18 protein-coding genes are annotated in these 22153 nt (G+C 40.7%); 6 read left to right on the forward strand and 12 right to left on the reverse strand.

What is annotated here, in order from left to right; translation table 11 throughout:
* Positions 1–118: 118 nt before the first annotated feature.
* The 11 genes from AC1RRQ_RS07150 to AC1RRQ_RS07200 form a co-directional block, all read right to left on the reverse strand.
* Positions 119–1504 carry a hypothetical protein gene (locus tag AC1RRQ_RS07150; protein ID WP_493022321.1) on the reverse strand — a complete coding sequence of 462 codons (1386 nt, stop codon included), beginning with the start codon at positions 1502–1504 and terminating at the stop codon, positions 119–121.
* Between the two features lie 66 nt (positions 1505–1570).
* On the reverse strand, positions 1571–4279 hold the full coding sequence (locus AC1RRQ_RS07155; protein WP_493022322.1) for a COR domain-containing protein: 2709 nt from the start codon (positions 4277–4279) through the stop codon (positions 1571–1573).
* Positions 4280–4721: 442 nt separating this feature from the next.
* On the reverse strand, positions 4722–5366 hold the full coding sequence (locus AC1RRQ_RS07160) for a DUF2911 domain-containing protein (RefSeq protein WP_493022323.1): 645 nt from the start codon (positions 5364–5366) through the stop codon (positions 4722–4724).
* Positions 5350–6384: a cytochrome-c peroxidase gene (locus AC1RRQ_RS07165; protein ID WP_493022324.1), complete on the reverse strand. Its 1035-nt coding sequence runs from the start codon at positions 6382–6384 to the stop codon at positions 5350–5352. The genes AC1RRQ_RS07160 and AC1RRQ_RS07165 overlap by 17 nt, the downstream gene beginning before the upstream one ends.
* Positions 6384–7181 (reverse strand): MbnP family protein, encoded by a 798-nt coding sequence (locus tag AC1RRQ_RS07170; protein ID WP_493022325.1) that lies wholly within the window; start codon positions 7179–7181, stop codon positions 6384–6386. The genes AC1RRQ_RS07165 and AC1RRQ_RS07170 overlap by 1 nt, the downstream gene beginning before the upstream one ends.
* A 22-nt stretch (positions 7182–7203) precedes the next feature.
* The gene (locus tag AC1RRQ_RS07175; protein WP_493022326.1) at positions 7204–7848 is read right to left on the reverse strand and encodes an SCO family protein; all 645 of its coding nucleotides are present in this window, start codon (positions 7846–7848) and stop codon (positions 7204–7206) included.
* 11 nt (positions 7849–7859) lie between these two features.
* Positions 7860–10238, reverse strand: coding sequence for a TonB-dependent receptor domain-containing protein (locus AC1RRQ_RS07180; RefSeq protein ID WP_493022327.1), 2379 nt, complete (start codon positions 10236–10238; stop codon positions 7860–7862).
* Between the two features lie 167 nt (positions 10239–10405).
* On the reverse strand, positions 10406–11503 hold the full coding sequence (locus AC1RRQ_RS07185) for a DJ-1/PfpI family protein (protein ID WP_493022328.1): 1098 nt from the start codon (positions 11501–11503) through the stop codon (positions 10406–10408).
* A gap of 770 nt (positions 11504–12273) precedes the next feature.
* A complete protein-coding gene (locus tag AC1RRQ_RS07190) occupies positions 12274–13128 on the reverse strand; it encodes an AraC family transcriptional regulator (RefSeq protein WP_493022329.1) in 855 nt (284 codons plus the stop codon).
* 231 nt (positions 13129–13359) lie between these two features.
* Positions 13360–13671 (reverse strand): hypothetical protein, encoded by a 312-nt coding sequence (locus AC1RRQ_RS07195; RefSeq protein ID WP_493022330.1) that lies wholly within the window; start codon positions 13669–13671, stop codon positions 13360–13362.
* Between the two features lie 508 nt (positions 13672–14179).
* Positions 14180–15304: a LytR/AlgR family response regulator transcription factor gene (locus AC1RRQ_RS07200; RefSeq protein ID WP_493022331.1), complete on the reverse strand. Its 1125-nt coding sequence runs from the start codon at positions 15302–15304 to the stop codon at positions 14180–14182.
* 186 nt (positions 15305–15490) lie between these two features.
* Between AC1RRQ_RS07200 and AC1RRQ_RS07205 the strand changes: the two genes are divergently transcribed.
* The 4 genes from AC1RRQ_RS07205 to AC1RRQ_RS07220 all read left to right on the forward strand — a co-directional run bounded on the left by AC1RRQ_RS07205 (position 15491) and on the right by AC1RRQ_RS07220 (position 18411).
* Complete coding sequence (locus AC1RRQ_RS07205) at positions 15491–16471, forward strand: heme-binding domain-containing protein (RefSeq protein WP_493022332.1); 981 nt, start codon at positions 15491–15493, stop codon at positions 16469–16471.
* 2 nt (positions 16472–16473) lie between these two features.
* Positions 16474–16938 carry a hypothetical protein gene (locus tag AC1RRQ_RS07210; protein ID WP_493022333.1) on the forward strand — a complete coding sequence of 155 codons (465 nt, stop codon included), beginning with the start codon at positions 16474–16476 and terminating at the stop codon, positions 16936–16938.
* A gap of 126 nt (positions 16939–17064) precedes the next feature.
* Positions 17065–17400: a winged helix-turn-helix transcriptional regulator gene (locus AC1RRQ_RS07215; protein ID WP_493022334.1), complete on the forward strand. Its 336-nt coding sequence runs from the start codon at positions 17065–17067 to the stop codon at positions 17398–17400.
* 96 nt (positions 17401–17496) lie between these two features.
* Positions 17497–18411: an MBL fold metallo-hydrolase gene (locus AC1RRQ_RS07220; protein ID WP_493022335.1), complete on the forward strand. Its 915-nt coding sequence runs from the start codon at positions 17497–17499 to the stop codon at positions 18409–18411.
* A gap of 455 nt (positions 18412–18866) precedes the next feature.
* Here the strand turns inward: AC1RRQ_RS07220 and AC1RRQ_RS07225 are convergent, their stop codons facing one another.
* On the reverse strand, positions 18867–19289 hold the full coding sequence (locus tag AC1RRQ_RS07225; protein ID WP_493022336.1) for a MarR family winged helix-turn-helix transcriptional regulator: 423 nt from the start codon (positions 19287–19289) through the stop codon (positions 18867–18869).
* A gap of 47 nt (positions 19290–19336) precedes the next feature.
* Between AC1RRQ_RS07225 and AC1RRQ_RS07230 the strand changes: the two genes are divergently transcribed.
* Together AC1RRQ_RS07230 and AC1RRQ_RS07235 are read left to right on the forward strand one after the other, a co-directional pair.
* Positions 19337–21613, forward strand: coding sequence for an ATP-binding cassette domain-containing protein (locus tag AC1RRQ_RS07230; protein WP_493022337.1), 2277 nt, complete (start codon positions 19337–19339; stop codon positions 21611–21613).
* A gap of 1 nt (position 21614) precedes the next feature.
* Positions 21615–22127 (forward strand): GNAT family N-acetyltransferase, encoded by a 513-nt coding sequence (locus tag AC1RRQ_RS07235; protein ID WP_493022338.1) that lies wholly within the window; start codon positions 21615–21617, stop codon positions 22125–22127.
* Positions 22128–22153: the final 26 nt, after the last annotated feature.

Here is a 22153-nt window from a genome sequence, read left to right on the forward strand (position 1 = left end):
TCCAGAGTGACTGCTATATTTTAGGTGCTCATCCTTAAATAACGGAATACTGCAAATTATTTTGGTTGTCATACACTCTGTAACATTCATAATGTATGATAGACCATAATGATTTATGTTAAGTAATGATCTTCAATAAAATATCCAAAATAAGTTTCTTCATCTCGTTGTTGTATAAAGAAACAGCTACTTCCGGTATATTTCCGTGGTAAATCTGATTCCTAATTTTAATAAGCTCTTCAAATTTTATATCATATTTGTCCGCATCCAAATCCAGATACGATATAAAATTCTCGAACTGATCTATCAAACCGGTCTTTTTAATGAATGTCACTTTCAATGAGGCTTTCGAATCAAATTCCTCCTTATCCGATTCGGCAACTATCTCCCCTATCTCTTTTATTTTATTTTTTATAAAATTATTGGTCTTGCCCTTGGAAAGGGTAAATTCAAACTCCTCCCTAACCGTAAAAGAAGTACCTTGGATTGCATTGACCAAAAAGTAATTTCTGCATTTTTCTATTACATTATAAAAAATCATAAAAGCAGAAATATCATCTAGATTCTTAACCCTGATTAGACGAGGCACTGACTCTTGCAGAAGGCGTTTGTGATTTTGGAAATTTTCAAAACTAATAGACTCTGCAAAATCGTAAAATGTCGGGTACTGTTCTTTCAGATAAAATTCTTCAGAGGCATCAAAATTATCCCCGCATAATTTAAAGACCTCTCTGTTGGCATAATGTTGCTTGTCATTTACCCTGATGGCAGCATTAAAAAAATCAATATTTTTTTCCCAATAAAACGACATCAGAAGGCATAAATCCTGTCCAAGCCCTAAGAGTTCAGCATCTGTTAATCTTTCGCTTCCATCCCTGATATTTAAGTGTGCATCCCTAGTTATCACAAAGTCTTTAACTGATGCTTCCGACCTGTAGGAATGATTAAAAGATAGTATGAAACTTATGGGGCCAAAATTTGTATGCCTGTTGTTATTTACGTCAATAAATTTATCTCCATGGTCATAATTTCCCAACTGACCGTACCTGATATAACTTCCTAGATGTGGAAAAATATTCTCAGTCAGCCTGAACCGTCCATCCATGGCATATCTTTCGTTTTCAAAAAGGTCTAGATTATCAAGGATGAGTATCAGCGTCCTTTTGTCATGCTCGACATAATGGGTTTCCTGCAGTTCGATAATTGAACTTCTGGAAAATATGAAAAACTCAGGATGCACCCAGGCATGTTCAGAAATTGCAGGAGAAATCAGATCCAGAATATTGACACCGGAACTTCTAAGGAAATCCAATTTCTCATACAAATGATCCGCTGATTTATAATAGATTGTTAGCTGAAGTTCTTCTGATTTTCTTTGATTGTAAATAAGCCTGGCATCATATTGGACTTTGTCTTCTTCATGACGGGCGAAGCCATTCAGCACCTCTCTACAATCTGTAAAATTTAAAAGAACAGGAATGTCTTTTTGAAAGTAATCCTTCATAATGCTAACTTTTTTTCATTGTTACTCTTTGAATCTATTTATTATTCTAAAAAAACACCAGCGATTTTACTCTGAAATAAAAATATTAATTAAAATGTGGTATAAATAGAGCTTCTGTCCGCTTCTCTTATAGTCTGTCCTGAGCAGCTTAATTTCACTGCCTTGAACATAAAATTGTGAAATATTTGATGTGTCTAATATTTCAATATCCCTTTCGGCATGACCGGTAAAAGATTTAATATATTCCGTATAGCTTTCAAATAAATTGACAAAACTTGCTGATTTGCAATAAATACCCATGTATTTCTCATTGAGTCCATTCGCATCATAATTTTGAATCGTTTTATCAAAGTGTTTTTTGATTACGTCGGTGTGCAGTCCTGAAAGGAAAAAGCCCTCAAATATACTTTTTGGAATTCCGTCGGCATCCTCAACAGCAATGTCAATTTGTCCAAAGCCCTTCAATGACGCAGATGCTCCCATCAGCGACTGCTCTTTTGCAGATATATTTTTTAATTTAAGTAGAGGATACAAAAGATCCTGATAGTAAATATTTACCTTATTTTCATTGAAACCTGACAGCATCATCTTCCTGCTTTGCAATTTTGATGCGGCATCGATAAATTTTCTTACCAGGGAATTTTCATTTTTAACAGACCTAAAACCGGCTAAAATATTGTTTATCTTGATGTCTTCAATACTTTTTTGACATTGTATAAATTCCTTACCCTTCTCTATAAATTTCAGCAAAACTTTCCTTGCAAAAGTTGTGGGCGTTTCAGAAACTGTACACTCACTGCAATTACAACTGTAAAGTTCCTCAAAATCTATATCGCTTAGCTTTAAATCTGTGTGTACCATATCCAAAGCATGTTTAATTATCGAAAATAAATCCGCTTGCAAACCTCCAACAACAGAAATAGTTATTGTCTTTTTAAACCTGTCGAGCTGAATAATACCCCTGCTTACTTCAGTGATAAACACAGCGCCGCATTTCCAGTAATTTTCACCTTCCAAATAAAAATTTAAACGGCAGATGATCCGCTCAATTATACCTGAGGGCATAAAGGTGTACTTTATGGTAAACTTCAAAGCTTCCGGCACATCAAACTCTGAAATTTTTATCGAATCAGGCGGAGTTGGTGAGAGTAGTACAGGGATAATGTAGTCATTGTGAGAACCAAGAATTTGAAAGCAGATTTCAAACTTTTCCATCAATGTGACTATTTGAAAATGTTTCTCTTCAGGGTAATACGCCAAATCTAAAAAACTTGACAAATCACCGAGATTAAAAGCACCTTTTGATTTCTGAATTTCCAGAGAATGGATCAGTTCATATATCGCAGAAGTAAGCCAATTGGGATTAAGTACAATAATATCCTTCAGACCATAATCCTGCCCAAAATAAATTATGTCTCCCAAATCACACAAAAAACCAGCGATATAATGTATTTCTTCAGGGTCGGAAGTCTTTAAAAACTGCTTGAACTCTGAAAGCGTTAAATAATCCTTATTAGATTTTTTTAAGTTTTCCCTTATAGAGTTCCATGTCTTCGGCAGTTCGGTTCCAATATGTTTCTGTTCCGATATCACCAGATTGATCCGGTTCAGCAGATATTCAAAACCGCTGTTATCTGAACATGAAAGGTTATGAAATGCTACAATATTTTTAAATTTACTTTTCAGCTGGGCTTCATCAATCACTTTTATTCTAATGTCCGATTTATTCATAAGAACAATAACAGGGCTGTCGCTGCCCAGACGATTAATAATATTCAGCCAATATTCAAAGCTTTCCTCATCATTATCAGTCCGGGGGTCCCAGACAAAAATGTATATAGATCTCTTTGTCAAAAAAAATTGATGTGTAGAATATAACATCTCCTGCCCGCCAAAATCCCAGACATTGACTTTGATTTCTTTTTCAAAATGAATTCTCGAATCATATTCTAACCAGGGTTCATTTCCAATTATTAGGTCTAAAGGTATGTCCACTCCATCATAATAATCTGCCACATGAATAAATTCATAAATCTCCAGATCGCTGTCTTTCAAATCTTCATCCATATCTTCCGTTTCCTTATCAATTTCTGACATGACATGTAAGTTTTCACCGTCTATTATCTTATTATAGTGAGGATAACAAGCCGGATAAAACACATTCTCAATATAACTCTTTATGTTTATTCCGTGCGTGGAAGCTTCCTTACCAATTTCAACAACAAAATCTTTGTCTACAAGTTTATTAAGAATGGTTGTCTTTCCCACATCACCTCGTCCTACCAGTAGAATCTTTGTCTCAAACAGTCTGGTTTTATTTTCAGCTGTACGAAGTGAGTCCTGGTAAAACCCTATATAGGATAAATTGTCATTGTCGATAAGTTCAGGAGGCAGCTTGTCAAGAAAAGGATTATTTTTGAACAAAATGTTTACTCCATTATTCAAATAGTCCAGTTCCTCCGGTATAAAATTTAATAAATTGTCTGAAATGTCCAGCTCCCGCATACTGTATTGCAGTCCATATTCAAAATAAACATCAATTAAACTATTGTGACTGAAATTTAGATACTGAAGGTTCTCCAATACACCTATTTCTTTTGGAAAAGTCCAAAACTTATTATGACTCAAATCAATGTCCAATATGTATGAGAGATCACTAATGTCTACAGGTATTCTATTTAAATCTAAACCACTAAGATTTAAATACAATAATTTATTATTTCGAACATGCTCAATTCGATTTATGGCTATTTGCTCTCCCTTCGTAAAATTCATATTCAATATAAAATCAAAATAAAAGTTTAAAATAGAATAATTGCTCCATTATATTTCTTAATCAAGAATGAAATTGTATCTGTCTTTAAATTGTAAGTACAGAAGCAATATACAGTTATTTTCAGCAAAATTAATTAAGTAAAAATACCTGTTTCAAGTCGATTAAATATTTCAATTTGTCTATAGATATATTTTTTTTCTGATTAACCATAAAATTCTCAATCCTTACATAAAAAAATATAGCGGGTGCAGCCTAGACTGGCACCCGCTCAAAACCTGTTAGTCTCCCAACTTCACAGGAATTGATTTATTTTTAGAAGTATCTAAATAGTTCGCACAATGGCATAAAAATTCCTAATCCATTATTAATACGGTTTTGTTCCAGACTTTTCAATGCAGGAATACCGATAGGACAAAATTTTCCCAGTAATGGCAGTCAGAGCTAACCACGGCTGTTTTTATTTTTTTTGCCATCCACTACTTTTGCCTTAAAAGAAACCTTCATTTGTTCCCAAAGCATGGCAATCTCGAAAGTTGTTCTGTCAAGCTGCTTAATATCATAAGTAAGCCGGCGGACCGGTTTGGCCAGTGAATCAGGGGTAACTGTAAAACGCAGCAGGTCATTATCCTGAACATATTGATCGGCAAGGTGCTGCTGGACATCTTTATTAAATATAAGGGTCCACTGCTTTTTGCCGGGAATGGTAAAGAATGCGGCCCTGCCCACAGGCAGCACCTTACCGTCTATTTCCACATCCTTAGAAAATTCGAAGGAAGTCGCCGTATTGGCTCCGCTGACCCACACCGAATCATAAGGAACGAGTTTACCCCAGATTACCCTGCCGCGGACTCCCGGAGATCCGTAATTTATGCTCAATTCTAAAGAATCACTTTTCAGGTGGCTGTTTCGCTGCACACTGCCGATATAGTTGTCCACAGGTATGGTACCGTCGTTGATTTTCAGCACGTACTCTTCATCATGCTTGTAATCGGTGCCCGCTTCCTCTTTTTTCTGGCTGCAGGAGATTAAGATAAGTGCCGCGGGCAGCACTGTCAATACTTTACATATTTTATTTATGGTTTTCATAATTTTCAGATAAATCATTTCTTGTTATAAATTTCTTGTCGTTTAATGTTTTTAAAAATGCTTTCAGGGATTTTTTCTCCTCCACAGTCAGCGGTATACCCATCACGCCCTTTTTTCTCAGCAGAGGATCCAGTGTATGGCTTTCAATGACTCCGCCTGTATAGTGGTCGAGCACCTGGTCAAGGGTTGTAAACCTTCCGTCATGCATATATGGTGCGGTATAGGCATTATTTCTTAGGGAGGGTGTCTTGAACTTGAAGCGGTCCTGTTCATCCAGTGTAATGGTTTCCCGCCCTTTGTCAGTATTGTACTTATTGTCAAGTCCGTTATTATGGAACCCGCCGTCGGTAAAGAGCGGCTCCCTGTGGCAGCTGCTGCAGTTGTTTTTAAAAAGGTCATAACCCCTCTGCTCCAAATCGGTAAACTTTGGCCCCTGCCTACGCATTATGCTGTCATATTTGGAATCACTGCTAATGCACATCAGCATGAACTGCGAAAGGGCATCAAAGACCTTATTGCCCGTGATTTCCTGAGTTCCATATACCTTTTCAAAAAGTTCCTTATATTCTTTTCTCGACCTTAATTTGGAAAGCACGTTATCCATAGTCTCATCCATTTCCACCTGGTTTGTTATCGGTGAAATCGGGAAAAGTTCCAGATGGAACACACCACCATCCCAGCTGAAAGACCTGCTCCATGCTAGATTCATGATCGGCGGTGAGTTACGGCTGCCCAGCCTGTCCTCTATACCGTGGCTCAGATCGTGCCCGTGCTGGGTGAAGCCTGAGGACTGCACGTGGCAGTTTCCGCATGAAATCGTATTGTCGCGTGAGAGCGCACTTTCATAAAACAATTTCCTGCCAAGCTCAAAGCCCTCTTTGGTAACGGGTTTGCCCTTGAGATCGTAAACAGGCTCGGGGAAATTTTCAGGTTTTACAAAACCCGAAAATTCAATAGTTGTAAATGCTGTGACCGCTGCAAGGAATACCAGAAGCAGTAACAAATGCTTCTTTTTCATTATTTTTTATTTATGGTGGAACCGTGGCTGAACATCGCCTGGTAATTGTCCGCGACGGTCCTGCTTAGGTTTCCGAACATAACGCTTGAATCGTGCGCAATACTAATCTGTTGTATTCCATCAAATACCTTTAGTATGTCCGCCTTTATATTTACGGTAACGAGCGTGTTGCTTTGTGTATCGATTACACCGTTTTGTGAAAGATCAAGTGTTACTGTCTTTATGTTATTGAGCGACGGTTTGTTGTAGCCGCCAAATCCGCCAACATGGTACCTGAATTTTCGCTGTCCCGTCATATCAACAGCAGCCTGCTCGCAGGTGCCCTCAAGTTTGAAAAAGATATAGCCGCTGTTCCACGTCCAGTACATTCCGTCTGTCATGCCTCCCGAGATGTCCAGCGCATCCTTACGGTGCTTCAGGTCAGTGGTGCTTCTGAGGCTGTCCACACCGATGGTGAAGGTCACCGAGGTAAATTTTCCCTTCGGCACTTTAAGGCTGATTTTCCTCGTGGAAGGGTCCGCTTCTTTTAAAAGAAAGTAGCTGCTGTCCTGCGGCACGATATATTCTTCACCATTTTTGGCCTTAAACCTGATATTGCTGATGAAGTAGTTGCAGGTGGTAACATTGAACTTTTCACCGAGTTTATTGGTATAATAGGCACCGTTTAATTCCAAAGGCTTATTTCCTGCCGTATTGGAAACATCGAGTACGAGATTTTTGACGCCCTGCGCCTGAAGCACGTTTTGGCTGGCCGCAGCCAGGAGTATGATCGTAAGTATTTTTAAGATTTTGGTCATTGTTTAGTTTTTTTATATAAAATTATTTTTCATGCAGTAGCAGCTGGACGTCCTCGATAAGCTGCAAAGCGCTCTTTTGGTCGGTTCCATCATAGGCGCCGCGTACCCTTCGATGCCTGTCCACAAGGATAAAGTACCCTGAGTGGGCGTACCCTCCAGGCACACCCGGCTCAACCTGCGCCGAGGATATATAGGATTTTTCCGCCAGCGGATAGATCACCTCCCTTGGTCCGGTCACAAACTGCCAGCGATTATCTTCTACTCCAAGCTTTGCGGAGTAGGCTTTTAAGACCGATGGACTGTCATGCTTAAAATCCACAGAATGCGAAAGAAACAACACCTCCCTCTCATTCTTGAAATGCTTGTATATCTTGACAAGATTGCGGTGCATCAGGGGGCAGGTCGTGGGACAGCTGGTAAAGAAAAAATCGGCGATGTAAACCTTGCCGTCAAAGAATTTACTGGCCAGCATCGTACTGTCCTGATTCAGCAGCCTGAACTCGGGAATACTGTGATAGAGCGTATCGGTGACTATCCTCCCGTCGACTTTTCGCTGGTATGCCTCGCGCTCACCGTAAAAAGGAAGTTTCCTGCTCTGGAACTCGCAGCCTGTAAGGGAAACTGCCAGCAGCAATAGAAGTATATGTGTTAATCTTTTCAGTATCATAAGTTTTTGTATTAAACCTTTAGCGTCCAGCTGAGCACAAGTTTTCTAAGCATGCCCGGCGAATAGGTCCAAAAAGACCCTGTGTAATATTTGCTGTTGCCCAGGTTGTCGACATTGGCACCAAACCTGTAGCGCTTTGAGTCGTAAAACACGCCGGCATTCAGTATGGTATAGGCCTCAAGGTAAAATTGGCCCTGGTTCCTGTTATTGATAATTACATTTCTACCGCTGTAGTTCCCGCCGAATGAAATGCCCAGCCCCTTGAGACTTCCTTCTACAAGGTTATACCTGCTGTAGAAGGTAAGCGTATTGGAAGGCCCCGCGTCTTCTGGACGCAGTCCCTGAAATGCTGCCGCTGCTGCCGTAAGGGTGCTGTAATTATAGGCGTAGCCCGCGTTCAGCAGCAGTCCCGGCAGAGGTACCGAAGACAGGTCTGCTTCGAATCCGCGGCTATACTGAGTACCGTCCTGCACGCGGTAGTTGGTTCCCTGGGTCGTCCCGCTGGACCTGATCACGTCCTTGACCTTGATATCATAATAGCTGACCGTAGCACTTAATATGTCCCTGCTCAAGTCCATTTTGAACCCCACTTCAAGCTGGCCTGCATTCTGGGCCTTGAACACCGAAACGGTGCCGTCGGGCTGGGTGAAAGGCGCCACATTCTGAAAACCGTTCATATAATTACCGAACAGGGAAATATGGTCCTTGACGACTTGGTAAACCAAACCGAACTTTGGCGCAAAGGCCGTCTGCTTGTAGTCACCGCTTTTCGAACCAGTCGACAGCCTTGTTGTCCCTTCGTTTACAAAACGGTCTATACGCAGACTCAGCATAGCCGAGAGCCTGTCTGTGAAATTTATGACGTTCGATGCATATGCAGCATAGGTCTTAACCGAAGACAGGCTGTAGGTGGGCACATAGGCGCTAAGCCTTTCATTTATAATAACCGAGTTGAAATTGCTGTAATTGGGCATCGGATGCAGGATATTCAGCGTATCGATCGACGGCCTGCCGCCCTCTCCAAGGGAGTTCGACGAAGTATTGGACGAGTTGCTGTAATAATCCAGTCCTATAAGCACCCTGTTGCGGAATTTCGCAAGTTTGAAATTGCCGACGAAATTCTGCTGGACCTGGGCCACGGTGTAGACGCTTTTGGGATATTGGATGGTGTTTCGCATCAAAAGACTGTCCCCTTCCAGAAGACGCACATGCGGATAGTCACCGTTATTTTCCGTCAGGGTTCTTGTCAGGTTGGTCTCCGAGGTCCAGCTGTCGGAGATTTTGTAGCGGATCTGTCCGAAAAAGCTCCTTGAAGGATTATGAAGGGTCTGGGTGTTATTGCTGAAGGATTTTTTATAGTCGATAGGAATTGCGGAGGCATGGTTTTTCCGATTGCCGTCCAGCCACTTTCCTGCGGGTGTAAGTTCAAACTCAGGGGTGCTTTCCTTATCCAAAACCTCGATATCCATGTTAAAAGTAAGGCGGTCATTGATACGATAAACAAGGCTGGGTGCGAAAAAAGTACTCCTTAAAAAGCCCGAATCCTGAAAACTTCCAGAATAGTTGTGCGATGCGTTGATACGCAGCAGAATATTGTTCTCCTTGTCCACGGGTGTATTAAAATCAAGTGTAAACCTGCTCAGATCGTAAGTCCCGGCCTGGTAACCGAGTTCTGCATGGAAATCCTCAAACGGCTTCTTAGTAATTCTGTTCAACAGTCCGCCGAATGAAATCAGGGGACTGCCGAAAAGTGTTCCAGATGGACCTTTTATCGCCTGAAGCTGCTCTAGATTCGTGATATCAGGGTCGGAAGTTGCATAGGAGGCCGTCCCATTTCGCATGTAGGTAGGCTTGGCAAATCCCCTCATGGTATAAAAGCTGTTGGTCCATGCCCATCCCCTGCTCACGCCGTTAAGATTTCTTACTGCCGAATTCAGGCTCGAAACACCCTGCTCTGTCAAAACCTGGCTGGAAACAACATTGCTTACCTGGGGATTTTCAATATCCGCAAGTGGCAGCTTGGAGGAATAAAGGCTGGCCCTGTCCTTATTGCTTTTTCTTTTAGCCCCTATCAGTACCTCATCGAGCTGGGTCGTGCGGCTGCTGAGCCTCAGATCCAGATACAAGTCCTTATCTTCTGAAAGCACTACAACCTGCTTTTTAGCGGAATAGCTGATGGCTGAAGCGATAAGGGTGTAATTGCCCTTGGGAATGTTCTTTAGTGTAAACTCACCATAATCGTCCGTTACCGTGCGATAGCCGGTGTTTTCGAGAAAAACATTAATGCCGCTGAGAAGCTCATTATCCTCGGAAACCAGGCGTCCTTTGATATCCTGGGCTGATGCTGAATAAAAAAGTAGTAACAGTAATATAGATATTATTCTGTTCATGTCTGTGTGTTGAATAATCCCGAAAGCGCGCGTATGCCAAGTACTTGCAAGGCAGCAGATTTGCTTCCCGCTGCAGAGGCTGTGGCAGGGCTTTAAATACCTTGGATCGGCTACTGCACCCCAGCTGTAATTATCACAGCTGCCGGCGCGCTTCACGGGACCGCTGATTATTTTGCCGTTTTATATTTCGTGAATTCCGGGTACTCCATTGCGCGAGCCACTGAATAGGCAAATTCCTTTCCATAGCGCTTTGCAATATCATCCAGTGTCCTGTCTATTACCTGAATGGACTGGAATCCGCTTACCTGAGGCAGTACCCTGGTAAGTCCCTCGGCACCAATAAGACCATTGGGGATAATTTTTAGGCCGTTTGCCAGTGTTACCGGTTCCTTCGATTCCGCAAGTATCTGAATCGTGGTTTTTCCTGTCATTGAAAAGGCATCAGCAGCAAGGCCAATAGCTATTTCGTCATCTCCAGTCTTTACAGGCATTCCCGTAGACTCTTTAGTGCCGTTTCCTGACCTTGAAAAACGGGGTCCTTCACCATCCATAAAGATATCGCTGTTGTGCTTTGACGTCCATTCCTTTACACCTAGGTCTTTTGCCACAGCCAGTGCTTTCTGATGCCCGCCAATTGCTTCAACAAGTGCAATCGATAACGGTATGGAAGCACTGATCCCAGCGCTCGATACTATCTTTCCGTCAGAAATATATCGTATATTTTTTTCCCAATTTACTTCGGGATACAATTTTTTTCTTTGTTCAAGGTTAGGGAAATAAGAAGTAGCCCTGTGACCGTTCATAAGACCTGTATTGGCCACCACCATAGCACCAAGACAAACACTTACCACCGTGCCTCCTTTTTCACCCTGGGATTTGACCCAGTTCACAAGATCCTGATCTTTATCGTTGTGTACGGCCGGGACAATGATATAGTCCGCTCCCTGCGGATACTGCTTGTCAAATTCGGTTATGGTATTTTGAAGGCTGAAACTCAACGGGGCCATATTTACGGCACCTGCTTTTACTGAAACCGACACAACTTTTGACGTGCCCGATCTGCCCAGCACACCGTAAGGAATTATAAAGTCCGTAAGTTCAGTTCCCTCGTTTAGTGCCACCACTGCTACAATGGGCTGTGTACGCCCAAATCTTGGTTTGTAACTGTCTATTTTTTCAGGATCTTTAGCGGCACCAGTTTGTGCTTTTGAATTTATTGTCATACACATAAATAATGCGATAAATATTTTTATTGCTGTTTTCATTTTAAAATATTGTTAGATCATTGCGTCAATATATGCTGCAATGAGGATTATGGTAATAAGGGACGATGGTCTCCATTATTGAGAAAGTAATTGTAGACGCCGTCAGGAAGTAGTGCCAGATGTTGGTTATAGGTATTCAAGCCTGACAGCTGATGTAAAGTACTCGCGCCACGACTCCTGGCACCTCCCGATATATTCATTGCAATACTATCGAAGATAGGGAAAGGCGCCAAAAAATGATTCTGGCCGTTAATGAGTATCAAACCACAGACCGCGGTGGTCTGAAGATTGTTCCCACAAAATAACTCAGGTTTCCGCAGCTGTGGAATATTTTTGGTTTGGAGTCTGTCAGTTCTGTTAACAAAAGGTTTGAGAGTGCAGTATGAGAGGATTGAAAAAAACAAACTTCTATATTTTTGAGTTCGTTTTTTTCAGACTGCTTCTTTTCATTTTCATCTGCCTGCTTGAGTTTTTTAGCTAAAAAACATTTGCCGTTGCAGTGCAGGAGCGGTTTTGCCCTATTTTCACACAGGTTGGTAACGATATACTGCCTATTAATCCTGAAACTTACTACAACTAAATAACGTGAAAGGTTCGAGCCAATCAGCGCAATAAGTAACAATATGGAAACAAGCTTTCTAAACATTTTGCAAAGCTACAATGGCTTTTTATGGCAGAAGCCACACTTTTCCCCTGTTTGATGGCACTTTTGGCAGGAGAAAAGAGTAAAAAAAAAGCGGCCTCATCGGCCGCTATATTGTAACTTTAGTCTAAACTATCCTGCTGTTTTTTTGAAAATCCTTGGGCGTAATTCCCTCAAATTTTTTAAAAAACTTTATAAAATAACCGTCTGTTTTGAAGCCCAGATCCCAAGCCACTTCCCTAACGGTAATATTGGACCAGTACAGAAGTCTTCTGGCCTCGGTAAACAGACGCTCGTCGATCAGCTGTTTGGGTGTTTTATTGTTGGTCTTCTTTACAATCTCGGTCAGTACCGATGTTGTAATATTGAGCTGGTCCGCATAAAATTTTACCTGATGCTTATCCCTAAAATATTTGTTTACTGAGGTCTTGAAACGTGAAAACAAATCACTCTTATCAAAATCAGGCTTTTCGTCCTTCTGGGACAGCGCAGCGCACTGAATCAGCACGATATTGAGCAGGCATTTGATAATTTCAACATTCCTGTGATTACCCCTGCTGTTTTCATGGCTGATCAGCCGGTTATACTTGTCAAGTTCCAGCATCTCTTCTTCACTTAGTAAGATATAGGGCCGGGAAAAAACTGCTTCGATATATTTGGTAAGCTCCCTGCTCTGCCTGTAGATAAATTCTGATGAGAATGAAATCGTCATAAGCCTGCAGTCCTCATTGAGATCCGCATGGATGTGTACCTGATCAATATCCAGCAGCAGCAAAGCGGGTGCACTTATCACCGTGTTTCCAAGATCGGCAAAATGCACCATCTCTCCTTCATATAAAAAACTGATGCAGTAATAATTATGGCTGTGCGGCACGGTAATGGCCGGCCGGCCTTGTTTTGACTTTTCATGCAGGTGTATGAAAAATTGGTCCTGGCCCTGCTTTCTAAAGTCGATATTATATTTCGGTATGTGTTCTTCCATATTAATCCCTATAACTGTTTTGCAACTGCCGGCAATATACTAAATCAATGTACTGTAAAACATAGTAATGGCAGCGCTGCTTGTATAACAAAATTTGCAATATTTGGATGCCAATCTTCTACCTAAAAAGTTATAAAAACCGGGCTGGCTTGAATGCACGATGGTCTACAAAGCCTAAAGTGTTTTGATGTATCCCGGACTTACGCCAAATTTATGCACTAGCATTCAGTATTACTTCAGTTTGCATTTCATTGTGGATTTCTCCTGTATTCCGTTCGAAGTCCTATCGTAGTTGTTTTCCTCTTCAAAAGCCTTGATCTCTTTTTCGCTCTTGTCGCACTGCGCGGTCGTGGAGCTTGAAGATTCAATTATTACCTGATGATCCAACTTTTCAAGAAGCCGCTCACACTCGTAGCAGGTCTTATCGTTATTGTCGTCTTTTGAGCAGCTAACTAAAAGTAGTAAAGAGGCGGCGCCTGCTGCCAGCATTTTAAAACTTTTTTTTTTGAAATTCATTTCATTGCGGTTGCATCCATTTTTCATACGATGTCTTTCTTTTTTAAGTTATTGATATTTTTACCACTGCTGCATAAAGCAAGTCCCTTTCTAATCTCTGCTTCTGATAGCGGCAGTGAGGAGTCCGGTGTGATTTATAAAATATGCCAAGAACGAATAAGGCCAGGTATGCCTGTCTGTTTCCTATCAGTCAGAGGCTATTTTTATATTCTGCAAATGTATTGTTCACACAGGCGCAGTAATGGCACTTTTGCTCTAATTGATGGCACTTTTAAAAATGATAAGTATAACTCATCGAAAAAAAACATAACAAATGACGGTACTAAAATAATGCAGCTAAACACTATGATTAGTTATTATTTCAAAGTTTTCTATTCTCGCTAATTGACACAAAAGTAAGTTTTTTTTGTTCTCACCTGCCATTATCTTCCCTATAGAATGCTTGTGTTCCTTTTCATTCCCAGCCTTTTTAGCGTCCAGGCAGTGATTAAGATAATTTAACGCGCAGTCTGATCAATAGCATGCCGATAGCACCTTAATGGTCAAGCCACTGTTTGAATTCGGAAGATTTGTTCTTGCTGACTATGACATCCATGTTGGTTGGAGGGTCAATAATAAGTTTGAGCTGGTTTTTGCCGTAAAGAAGTATGGAATTAATGGCGCGAATATTAACAATGAACTGCCTGTTTGCCCTGTAAAAAGAAGTCTGGTCGAGCCCTTTTATAATTTCGTCCAGACTACTGCTGCTGGTAAGCTGCCTGTTGCCGAAAGTATAGAGGTAGGTTATTCCATTATCGAGATAAAAATAGGCAATATCCGCTGCTTCGACCTTCACAAGCTCATCTTTATGGTAGGTCAGAAATCTTTTTTTTACGGTTTCGGAGTCCTTTATTATCTCGCTGAGCGGAGCTTCTTCCAGAGGGATTTTTAATTTTTCACGGTTTGCATTCAAATGTAGATTTAAGATATGCAGCTCATTGACCTTATCATTTAATATCTTATTCTCTGCTGCCAGTGAAGTTTCATATCTGCGGTATAAAAGACGTATGATGATATAGCTGCTGCCGCTTATCAGCAGCGTGCTTAGAATCAGGCTCACTATGAACTGCATTTTAAGGTCTGCCAGCTCCTCGTTCAATACCGATAAGTTTGCATGTGATGCTACCATCCAGTCCGTCCCATCAACAGGATGGACATTGACAATTTCAGAACTTCTTCCCTGATTATCAGGAAAGGTCCGCAGTCCGCTGCTTATTTCGCCCTGTTCCAAAACTTTTTTCAATGTTTTAATCTGGGAATCCTTTGATCCCATTATCTGGGAATTCGTCTCCAGGATTTTCTGCCCTACAAAAGCAGGATTGGGATGGCACAGCTCAATACCTTCCTTGTTATACATACAGATAAAATCACTTTTCACATCGGTATTCTGAATGCTCACCTGCAGGTTTTGGATTATTTTTGTTTTCGGCAGGCCGCTGCGGAGCTCCTGTTCTAAAAGGCGGGAAATTTCCCTTGCCTCGCGTTCACCTGATTCCAGTTTGCTTTTCCAGAGTTTTTCTTTGGCCGAAGAATACAGGTAATCGAACGACGATAGGCTGATTAATAGTACAGCGACGCTTATGCCTGCTAGAGAAAGCGTATATAGCAAGTTTTTTTTCATGTGCATTATTGTCCTTCTGAAATTGTCATGGAGTTTTACAACAAAGGCTAAATTAGTCAATTTATTCAGCATTTAATATTCGGCTTCAGGGCCTGAAAATTCCCTCTTACCAAATTAAAGCGGGCGCCATCCACCGTTCGTCCCTACTTTTGAGCAAAAATACATTAGTTCAAAAAAACAAACAAAATGAAAAAAGGAATTAAAATAGGCGCCACTCTGCTCCTTGGGTTCATCGCCCTGCAGTTTTACAGGCCCGAAGAAATCAAGTACACCGCTCCACCAAAAGATCTTGCTAACGTCCCTGCAGAGGTAAACGCAATTTTAAGGAATTCATGTTTTGATTGTCACTCAAACACCACAAGGCTCAGCTGGTTTGACAAGATAACCCCGGCGAACTTTATAGTCAGCTCCCATATTAACAACGCCAGAAAAGCCCTCAACTTTTCCAATTGGGACAGTCTGAAAAAGCCGCAGCAGAATGCAGCTCTTTTTTATGCTTTCAATAAGATACTCTCCAAAGAAATGCCTTTAGCCAGCTATACTGCCCTTCACCAATCTGCCAAATTGGATGAATCTTCCATCGAGCTACTCAGAAAATATGTAAACTCAATTGCGGCCAGAAAAATAACTAAAGAAGAAATGCCTTCCAATCAGCCGCGGTCCGATACCCAGGCCCAGGACGTAAAAAAAATAATTGATTATTCAAAAGTAAAGCCATCGCCCAACAGCATTTCATACATCCCTGATTTTAGGAGCTGGAAAGCGGTCAGCACGACCGATCGCTTTGACAACGGGACAATGCGGATCATTTATGGAAACAGCGTTGCAGTTAAAGCCATCACAGAAAATAAGACAAATCCATGGCCCAATGGGACTATTTTTGCTAAAGCTGCCTGGAAACAGAAAACAGCGGCAGACGGAAGCGTATCTCCAGGGGAATTCATCCAGGTTGAGTACATGATAAAAGATTCGAAAAAATATGCTGCCACAAAAGACTGGGGATGGGCAAGATGGAAAGGAAAAGAGCTGAAACCATATGGAGAAAATCGAGGTTTTGAACAAGAATGTATCGCATGCCATAATCCGGTAAAAAATAACGATTATGTTTTCACAACGCCACTGCATCTTGATCCCAGCAAATTCAATATTTACAATAAAACCAAATAATCATGAGACCATTACACTACATATTGATCACCTCTCTGGCAATCTTTTTCAGCTGCAGCCGCAAGGAAAATATCAATGCTGCAGCCTCTATAACGACCGCGGATCAGCTGCCTGAAAATCCCTTACTCCTCTGCCCGATCACTTTTTCCATCAATCCAAAGGAAAACAGCATGTCAACATTATATGGCAACAAGGCAGCCTTCAAGCATGCAGCCGAGAATGCCGGTGGCTCCTATCCTGCCGGCGCCGTCCTCTATGATGTAAAATGGAAAATGAAAGCGGACTCGCTCTGGTACGGAGCCAACGTCCCCAAGCATATTATTCAGGTCGAAAGAATCCTGTTTACGGGAGAAAAGATTCCAAAATATGAGCTTTACGGCGGAAGTCCTTTAAAAAAAATCATTAAGCATACAGACCTCAATAGGATTAAAGCCATTATTTCCCAACATATGGCTTATAATCCATAAATTTCAACAAAAGCATAAGCTTTACTAATTTTTTCTAACTGCTTTTTAGTTCACCTAGCCTAATTTCTCTTTCGAGATAACTAACAGACATTCTGCCAGTATTTTATTTATTGGTATTTTTGCGAAATGGCAACGAGAAAAATATATGATACAGGATGCGCGCTGGAATATGCATTTAGCAGAGTTGGCGGAAAATACAAAGGACGAATCCTTTGGAATTTGCATGAGTACCAGGTTTTGCGCTACACCGAGCTGAAAAAGGGGATTTTGGGCATTTCTGCAAAAATGCTAACCCAAACTTTACGTGAGCTTGAAGAAGATCAGTTAATAACCCGAACAGTCTACAATGAGGTTCCGCTAAGAGTCGAATACTCATTGACTGCCACAGGCAGGGAACTGATTCCTTTTATCAGACATTTAAGGGAATGGGCGGAAAAAGAAATAAAAAATGGTAAGCTTTAATTGCCTTACGCACTAATAAGTAACCTGCACACAAAAAAGTAACTGTATTGACAACCTGTTATGTTCTTTGGAACTTTGTAAAAAAAAAGTACACAAATGAACATTACAGATAAATTAACACGAAAAGCAGCATTTCACAGATTTAAGCTTGGCAGCCTGGAGCTTACAGTAGTTACAGACGGACATATTCTATTTAATCCCAAACAACCTATTATCGCCCCTGGTATTGATGAGAATGAAGTCAATAAAGTTTTAGAGGAATATTTTCTGCCAACGGACTATGTCAAAATTGCAATGAATGTCCTTGTAATTAAGTCGTTCGACAAAACCATTCTAATCGATTCTGGAGCTGGGTGCACAATGGGCGAAAGATCAGGCTGGTTATTAGACAATTTAGAAATAGCAGGAATTTTTCCCAAGGAAATCACCGATGTTATTTTAACACATGCTCATTCCGACCATATCGGTGGATTACTGAAAGAGGATGGCGCTCTGGCATTTCCAAATGCTGAAGTTTATCTGACGGCCGTCGAACACGATTTTTGGCTAAGCGACAACGTCGATTTGTCCAGAAGCAAACTGACAGACAAAAAATGGTTTATAGATTTTACCGTGGAAATTATTAAAAACGTGAAAGGTGCGTTGAACGACAGACTGCATCTTGTCCAGACCAATGCAGAGCTTTTCGGATTCTTAAAACTCATTCCTGCGCCGGGACATACACCGGGACACGTAGCCATCCTTATATCCTCTAACGGACAAGAATTATTCCATCTTGGGGATTCAGCCCACACGCATGTCATCTTGTTTGACCATCCTGAATGGGGATTCGAGGCTGACCATGATTTTGAGGCAGGTATTGCTACAAGAACCAAATTAATGTCGGAGCTTGCCGAAAGCAGGATGCGGACATTTTCATTTCATCTGCCATTTCCTGGCTTGGGCCACGTCAGATGTAAATCACATGGCTTTGAATGGGTAGCTCAACTTTTTACAGGCTTCAGTGCATAAAGTTTAATAAGGTAAACGACACCCAGAGATCTTTTAAACTATTTAAAAGACGGCGGACTTCCTCTAATTATTCGAACAGTTTAAGTTTCTCTAATTCTTAGGAGTCAGTTCGGTATTATTTATTAGTAACCTCACTGTTAGTGAATATTTCTGCAAGCCCCTAACTTCGTAATAGAGTGCTATATATAATTATTTTTAGATTTGACAGTACACAGTATATTCATAAATATGCTGCACATCTTATTGGAGAGAATGTGCCGTAATCAAATCTACTAAGCATTGATAAGAAAAAAAATTAAAAGATTGGAAATCTTTCATAAATGCCATTGAGTCCCTCAGTAGAAAGGAAGGGGCAAACAATAGCATTAAACATCGAAAAGGACTCTCCAACAAATTAATAACGAAAATTCTTTTATGAACTGTAATACTGCAGAGCTATATGTATAATTTAAGAATCAATTTTTTGCTGCTTCCAAAATTTTTGAAAGAATTGATGTGAAATCATGCAGCTCTTTAGAAGTTAGAGTCCCGGATGCTAATTTTGCCGTACTTTGCCTAAAATCCTCAGAATTGTCGACAATGAATTTTCCTTTCTCGGCTGCACTTAAATTGAAAATTCTCCGGTCAGATAATGCCTGCTTTTGTGTTATGAGATCATTCAAAATAAGAAATTTTATCTGCCTTGAAATAGCCGGGGCACTTATATTAAAAGCTTTGGCAATCTCTTTACCGGTGCAGCCGTCATGGCGGTATATATATTCAATAATATTATAGTGGGTAGCAGTTACTCCATGTACGCTTCCTTTATTCATGTTTGCCAGAATAAAACACTGTAATTCAGTAAATATATCATAAAATTTTTGCTCGTCGTTGTTCATATTCTAAAATTAATTAACTTTGTTAACTATTTACAAAGTTAAGCAAAATGAAGGATATAGTCATATTAAATGCAAGACAAAATAATCTGAAGAATGTTTCAGTTATTATTCCAAAGAATAAAATCGTTGTTTTTACAGGTGTATCCGGTTCGGGAAAATCCTCGCTTGTCTTTGAAACAATTGGTGCTGAAGCGCAGCGCCAGTTTAATGAAACCCAGGCAAGCTTTATAAGGAACCGCCTTCAGCACATTGGAGTACCGGACGTCGATAAAATTGAAAATTTAAACGTTCCCATTATAATCAATCAGAAAAGGCTGGGCGGAAGTGCAAGGTCTACCGTAGGAACAGCCACTGATGTTTATGCTTCCTTAAGGCTTCTCTTTTCGAGAATGGGCAGTCCTTTTGTAGGATATTCTAATTCATTTTCGTTCAATAACCCTCTGGGAATGTGCCCTGCGTGTGAAGGACTGGGTTTTGTACAGACAGTAGATATTGCAGCCCTATTAGACAAGGATAAATCTCTGAACCAGGGTGCTGTACAATTCCCGACTTTTCAGCCGGGAGGCTGGCGCCTGACAAGATACACACAGTCCGGTTATTTTGATAATGACAAAAAGCTTGGTGCATACTCTGATGAAGAAATGGATATATTATTAAATTCACCGGAACATAAGCCCAAGAAACCCGACAGTGAATGGGGCAAGACCGTAAAGTATGAAGGAATTGTCCCAAGAATTGAAAAAGCGTTTCTGCGAAAAGAGTCACGCGAGAATATTACACGAAAAGACGCCTTACACAATATAATTATTACAAAGCCCTGCCCTGCGTGCATGGGCAGAAGGCTGAACAATACGATCCTATCCTGTAAGATTAAGGGAAAAAACATCGCCGACTGTACTGCAATGCCAATAGACGAGCTTCTTGGTTTTGTTGATTCTCTGCAGTCCGGTACTTATGAAGTTATACTAGCAGAATTGAAAAAAAAGCTTGGCAGCATTATTAACATCGGGCTGCAGTATCTTACCCTCGACAGAACGACATCTACACTTTCCGGAGGCGAGAGCCAAAGAATAAAAATGGTAAAAAACCTTGGAAGCAGCTTAACGGACCTGCTTTATATTTTTGACGAGCCAAGTATAGGGCTGCACCCAAAAGATCTGGATAACATAGCTCAGGTTATCAAACAAATACGGGACAAAGGAAATACAGTGCTTCTTGTTGAGCATGACCCTGACCTTATTAAGACAGCTGACTGGATAATCGACATGGGGCCGGAATCGGGCAGAAACGGCGGGCATATTGTTTATCAAGGGACCTTTGAAGACCTTAAAAAATCACAGGGAAAAACCGGATTGTATTTTGCAGCAAAGCCGCAGATCAATTCCAAGCCAAGAAAAGAAAACGGCTATTTAGAGATCAAAAATGCAAGCCTGCATAATCTCAAAGATATAGATGTAAAAATACCCAAACAGGTGCTGACCGTTATTACCGGTGTTGCAGGATCAGGAAAAAGTACACTTATAAATAAAGTACTGCCAAAGCTCTATCCTGACGTAACCATAATTGACCAATCGTTATTTGCAGCAGGAATACGCTCTAATCTGCTCACCTATCTCAATCTTTCAGATGACTTAAGAGCCCGATTCTCCAAAGCAAACAACGTCTCTGACAAATTATTCAGCAGAAACAGCGAAGGGGCCTGCGAAAACTGTAAAGGAACAGGTCTGGAGAAAATTGATATGGCATTCATGGATGACATTGAACAGCAATGCGAGATCTGCGGCGGATCCGGTTTTAAACCTGAAGTCCTCAAGTATCTCTATCATGATAAAAACATTGTAGAGATAATGAATATGACTGTAGAGCAGGCAATAGATTTCTTTGCCGAAAACTTGTATCAGACATTGTTAGAAATGCTCTATAATCTCGGCCTTGGATATCTTTCACTTGGACAACGTCTGGACAGCTTTTCCGGCGGGGAAAGGCAGCGTCTTAAATTAACCAAAGAATTAAAAAATTCAAACCAAACGATTATTCTTGATGAACCCAGTACAGGCCTGCATCCCAGTGATACTCAAAAGCTTTTGGATTTTATAAACCAGCTGGCAGATAAAGGAAATACCATGATTGTCATTGAGCATAATTTGGATGTTATTGCACAGGCTGACTGGATCATTGACATTGGTCCGGGAGCAGGAAAATATGGAGGCAAAGTCATTTTTACAGGAACCGTCGCTGAACTATTGAAGGATGAGAACTCCGAAACAGCAAAATTTTTAAAGCAGCATCTTAATCAAGGAAACTCTAATAGTAAAAACAATTAAAATGATAACAACAAATCGACTGGTAATCATACCTTTAAACGAGAATCAATTAGCAAAGTATATAAAATGCGACGGAACTTTAGAAGAGGAGCTTGGTCTGGAAAAAAGTTCAAGAACTATTTCTCCTGAACTTCAGGAAGCCCTTGAGAATACAATTCTTCCAAGTGTGGCAGACAAAAGCAAAAATTATTTATATTCTACAATCTGGACCGCTATCAGCAAAAATGATAATAAAATGATCGGTGATGCCTGCTTTGTCGGCGAGCCTAACCCTGAAGGCGAAGTTGAGATAGGATACGGTACCTATGAGGAATTTCAAGGACAGGGATTCATGACTGAAATAGTCGCGGGATTGATTACGTGGACTAAAACGCGCCCCGACATTAAAGTCATTATAGCTTCGACAGAAAAAAATAACCATGCATCATATAAGGTCCTTCAAAAGAACAGCTTTACCAAAGCGGGTGAAAATGATAATCATTTTAACTGGAAATTGGATTTAGGAAGGAACTGATTATTTCCATTTATCTGAATATACTT

The organism is Flavobacterium sp. GW821-FHT12A05 (assembly GCF_058807735.1).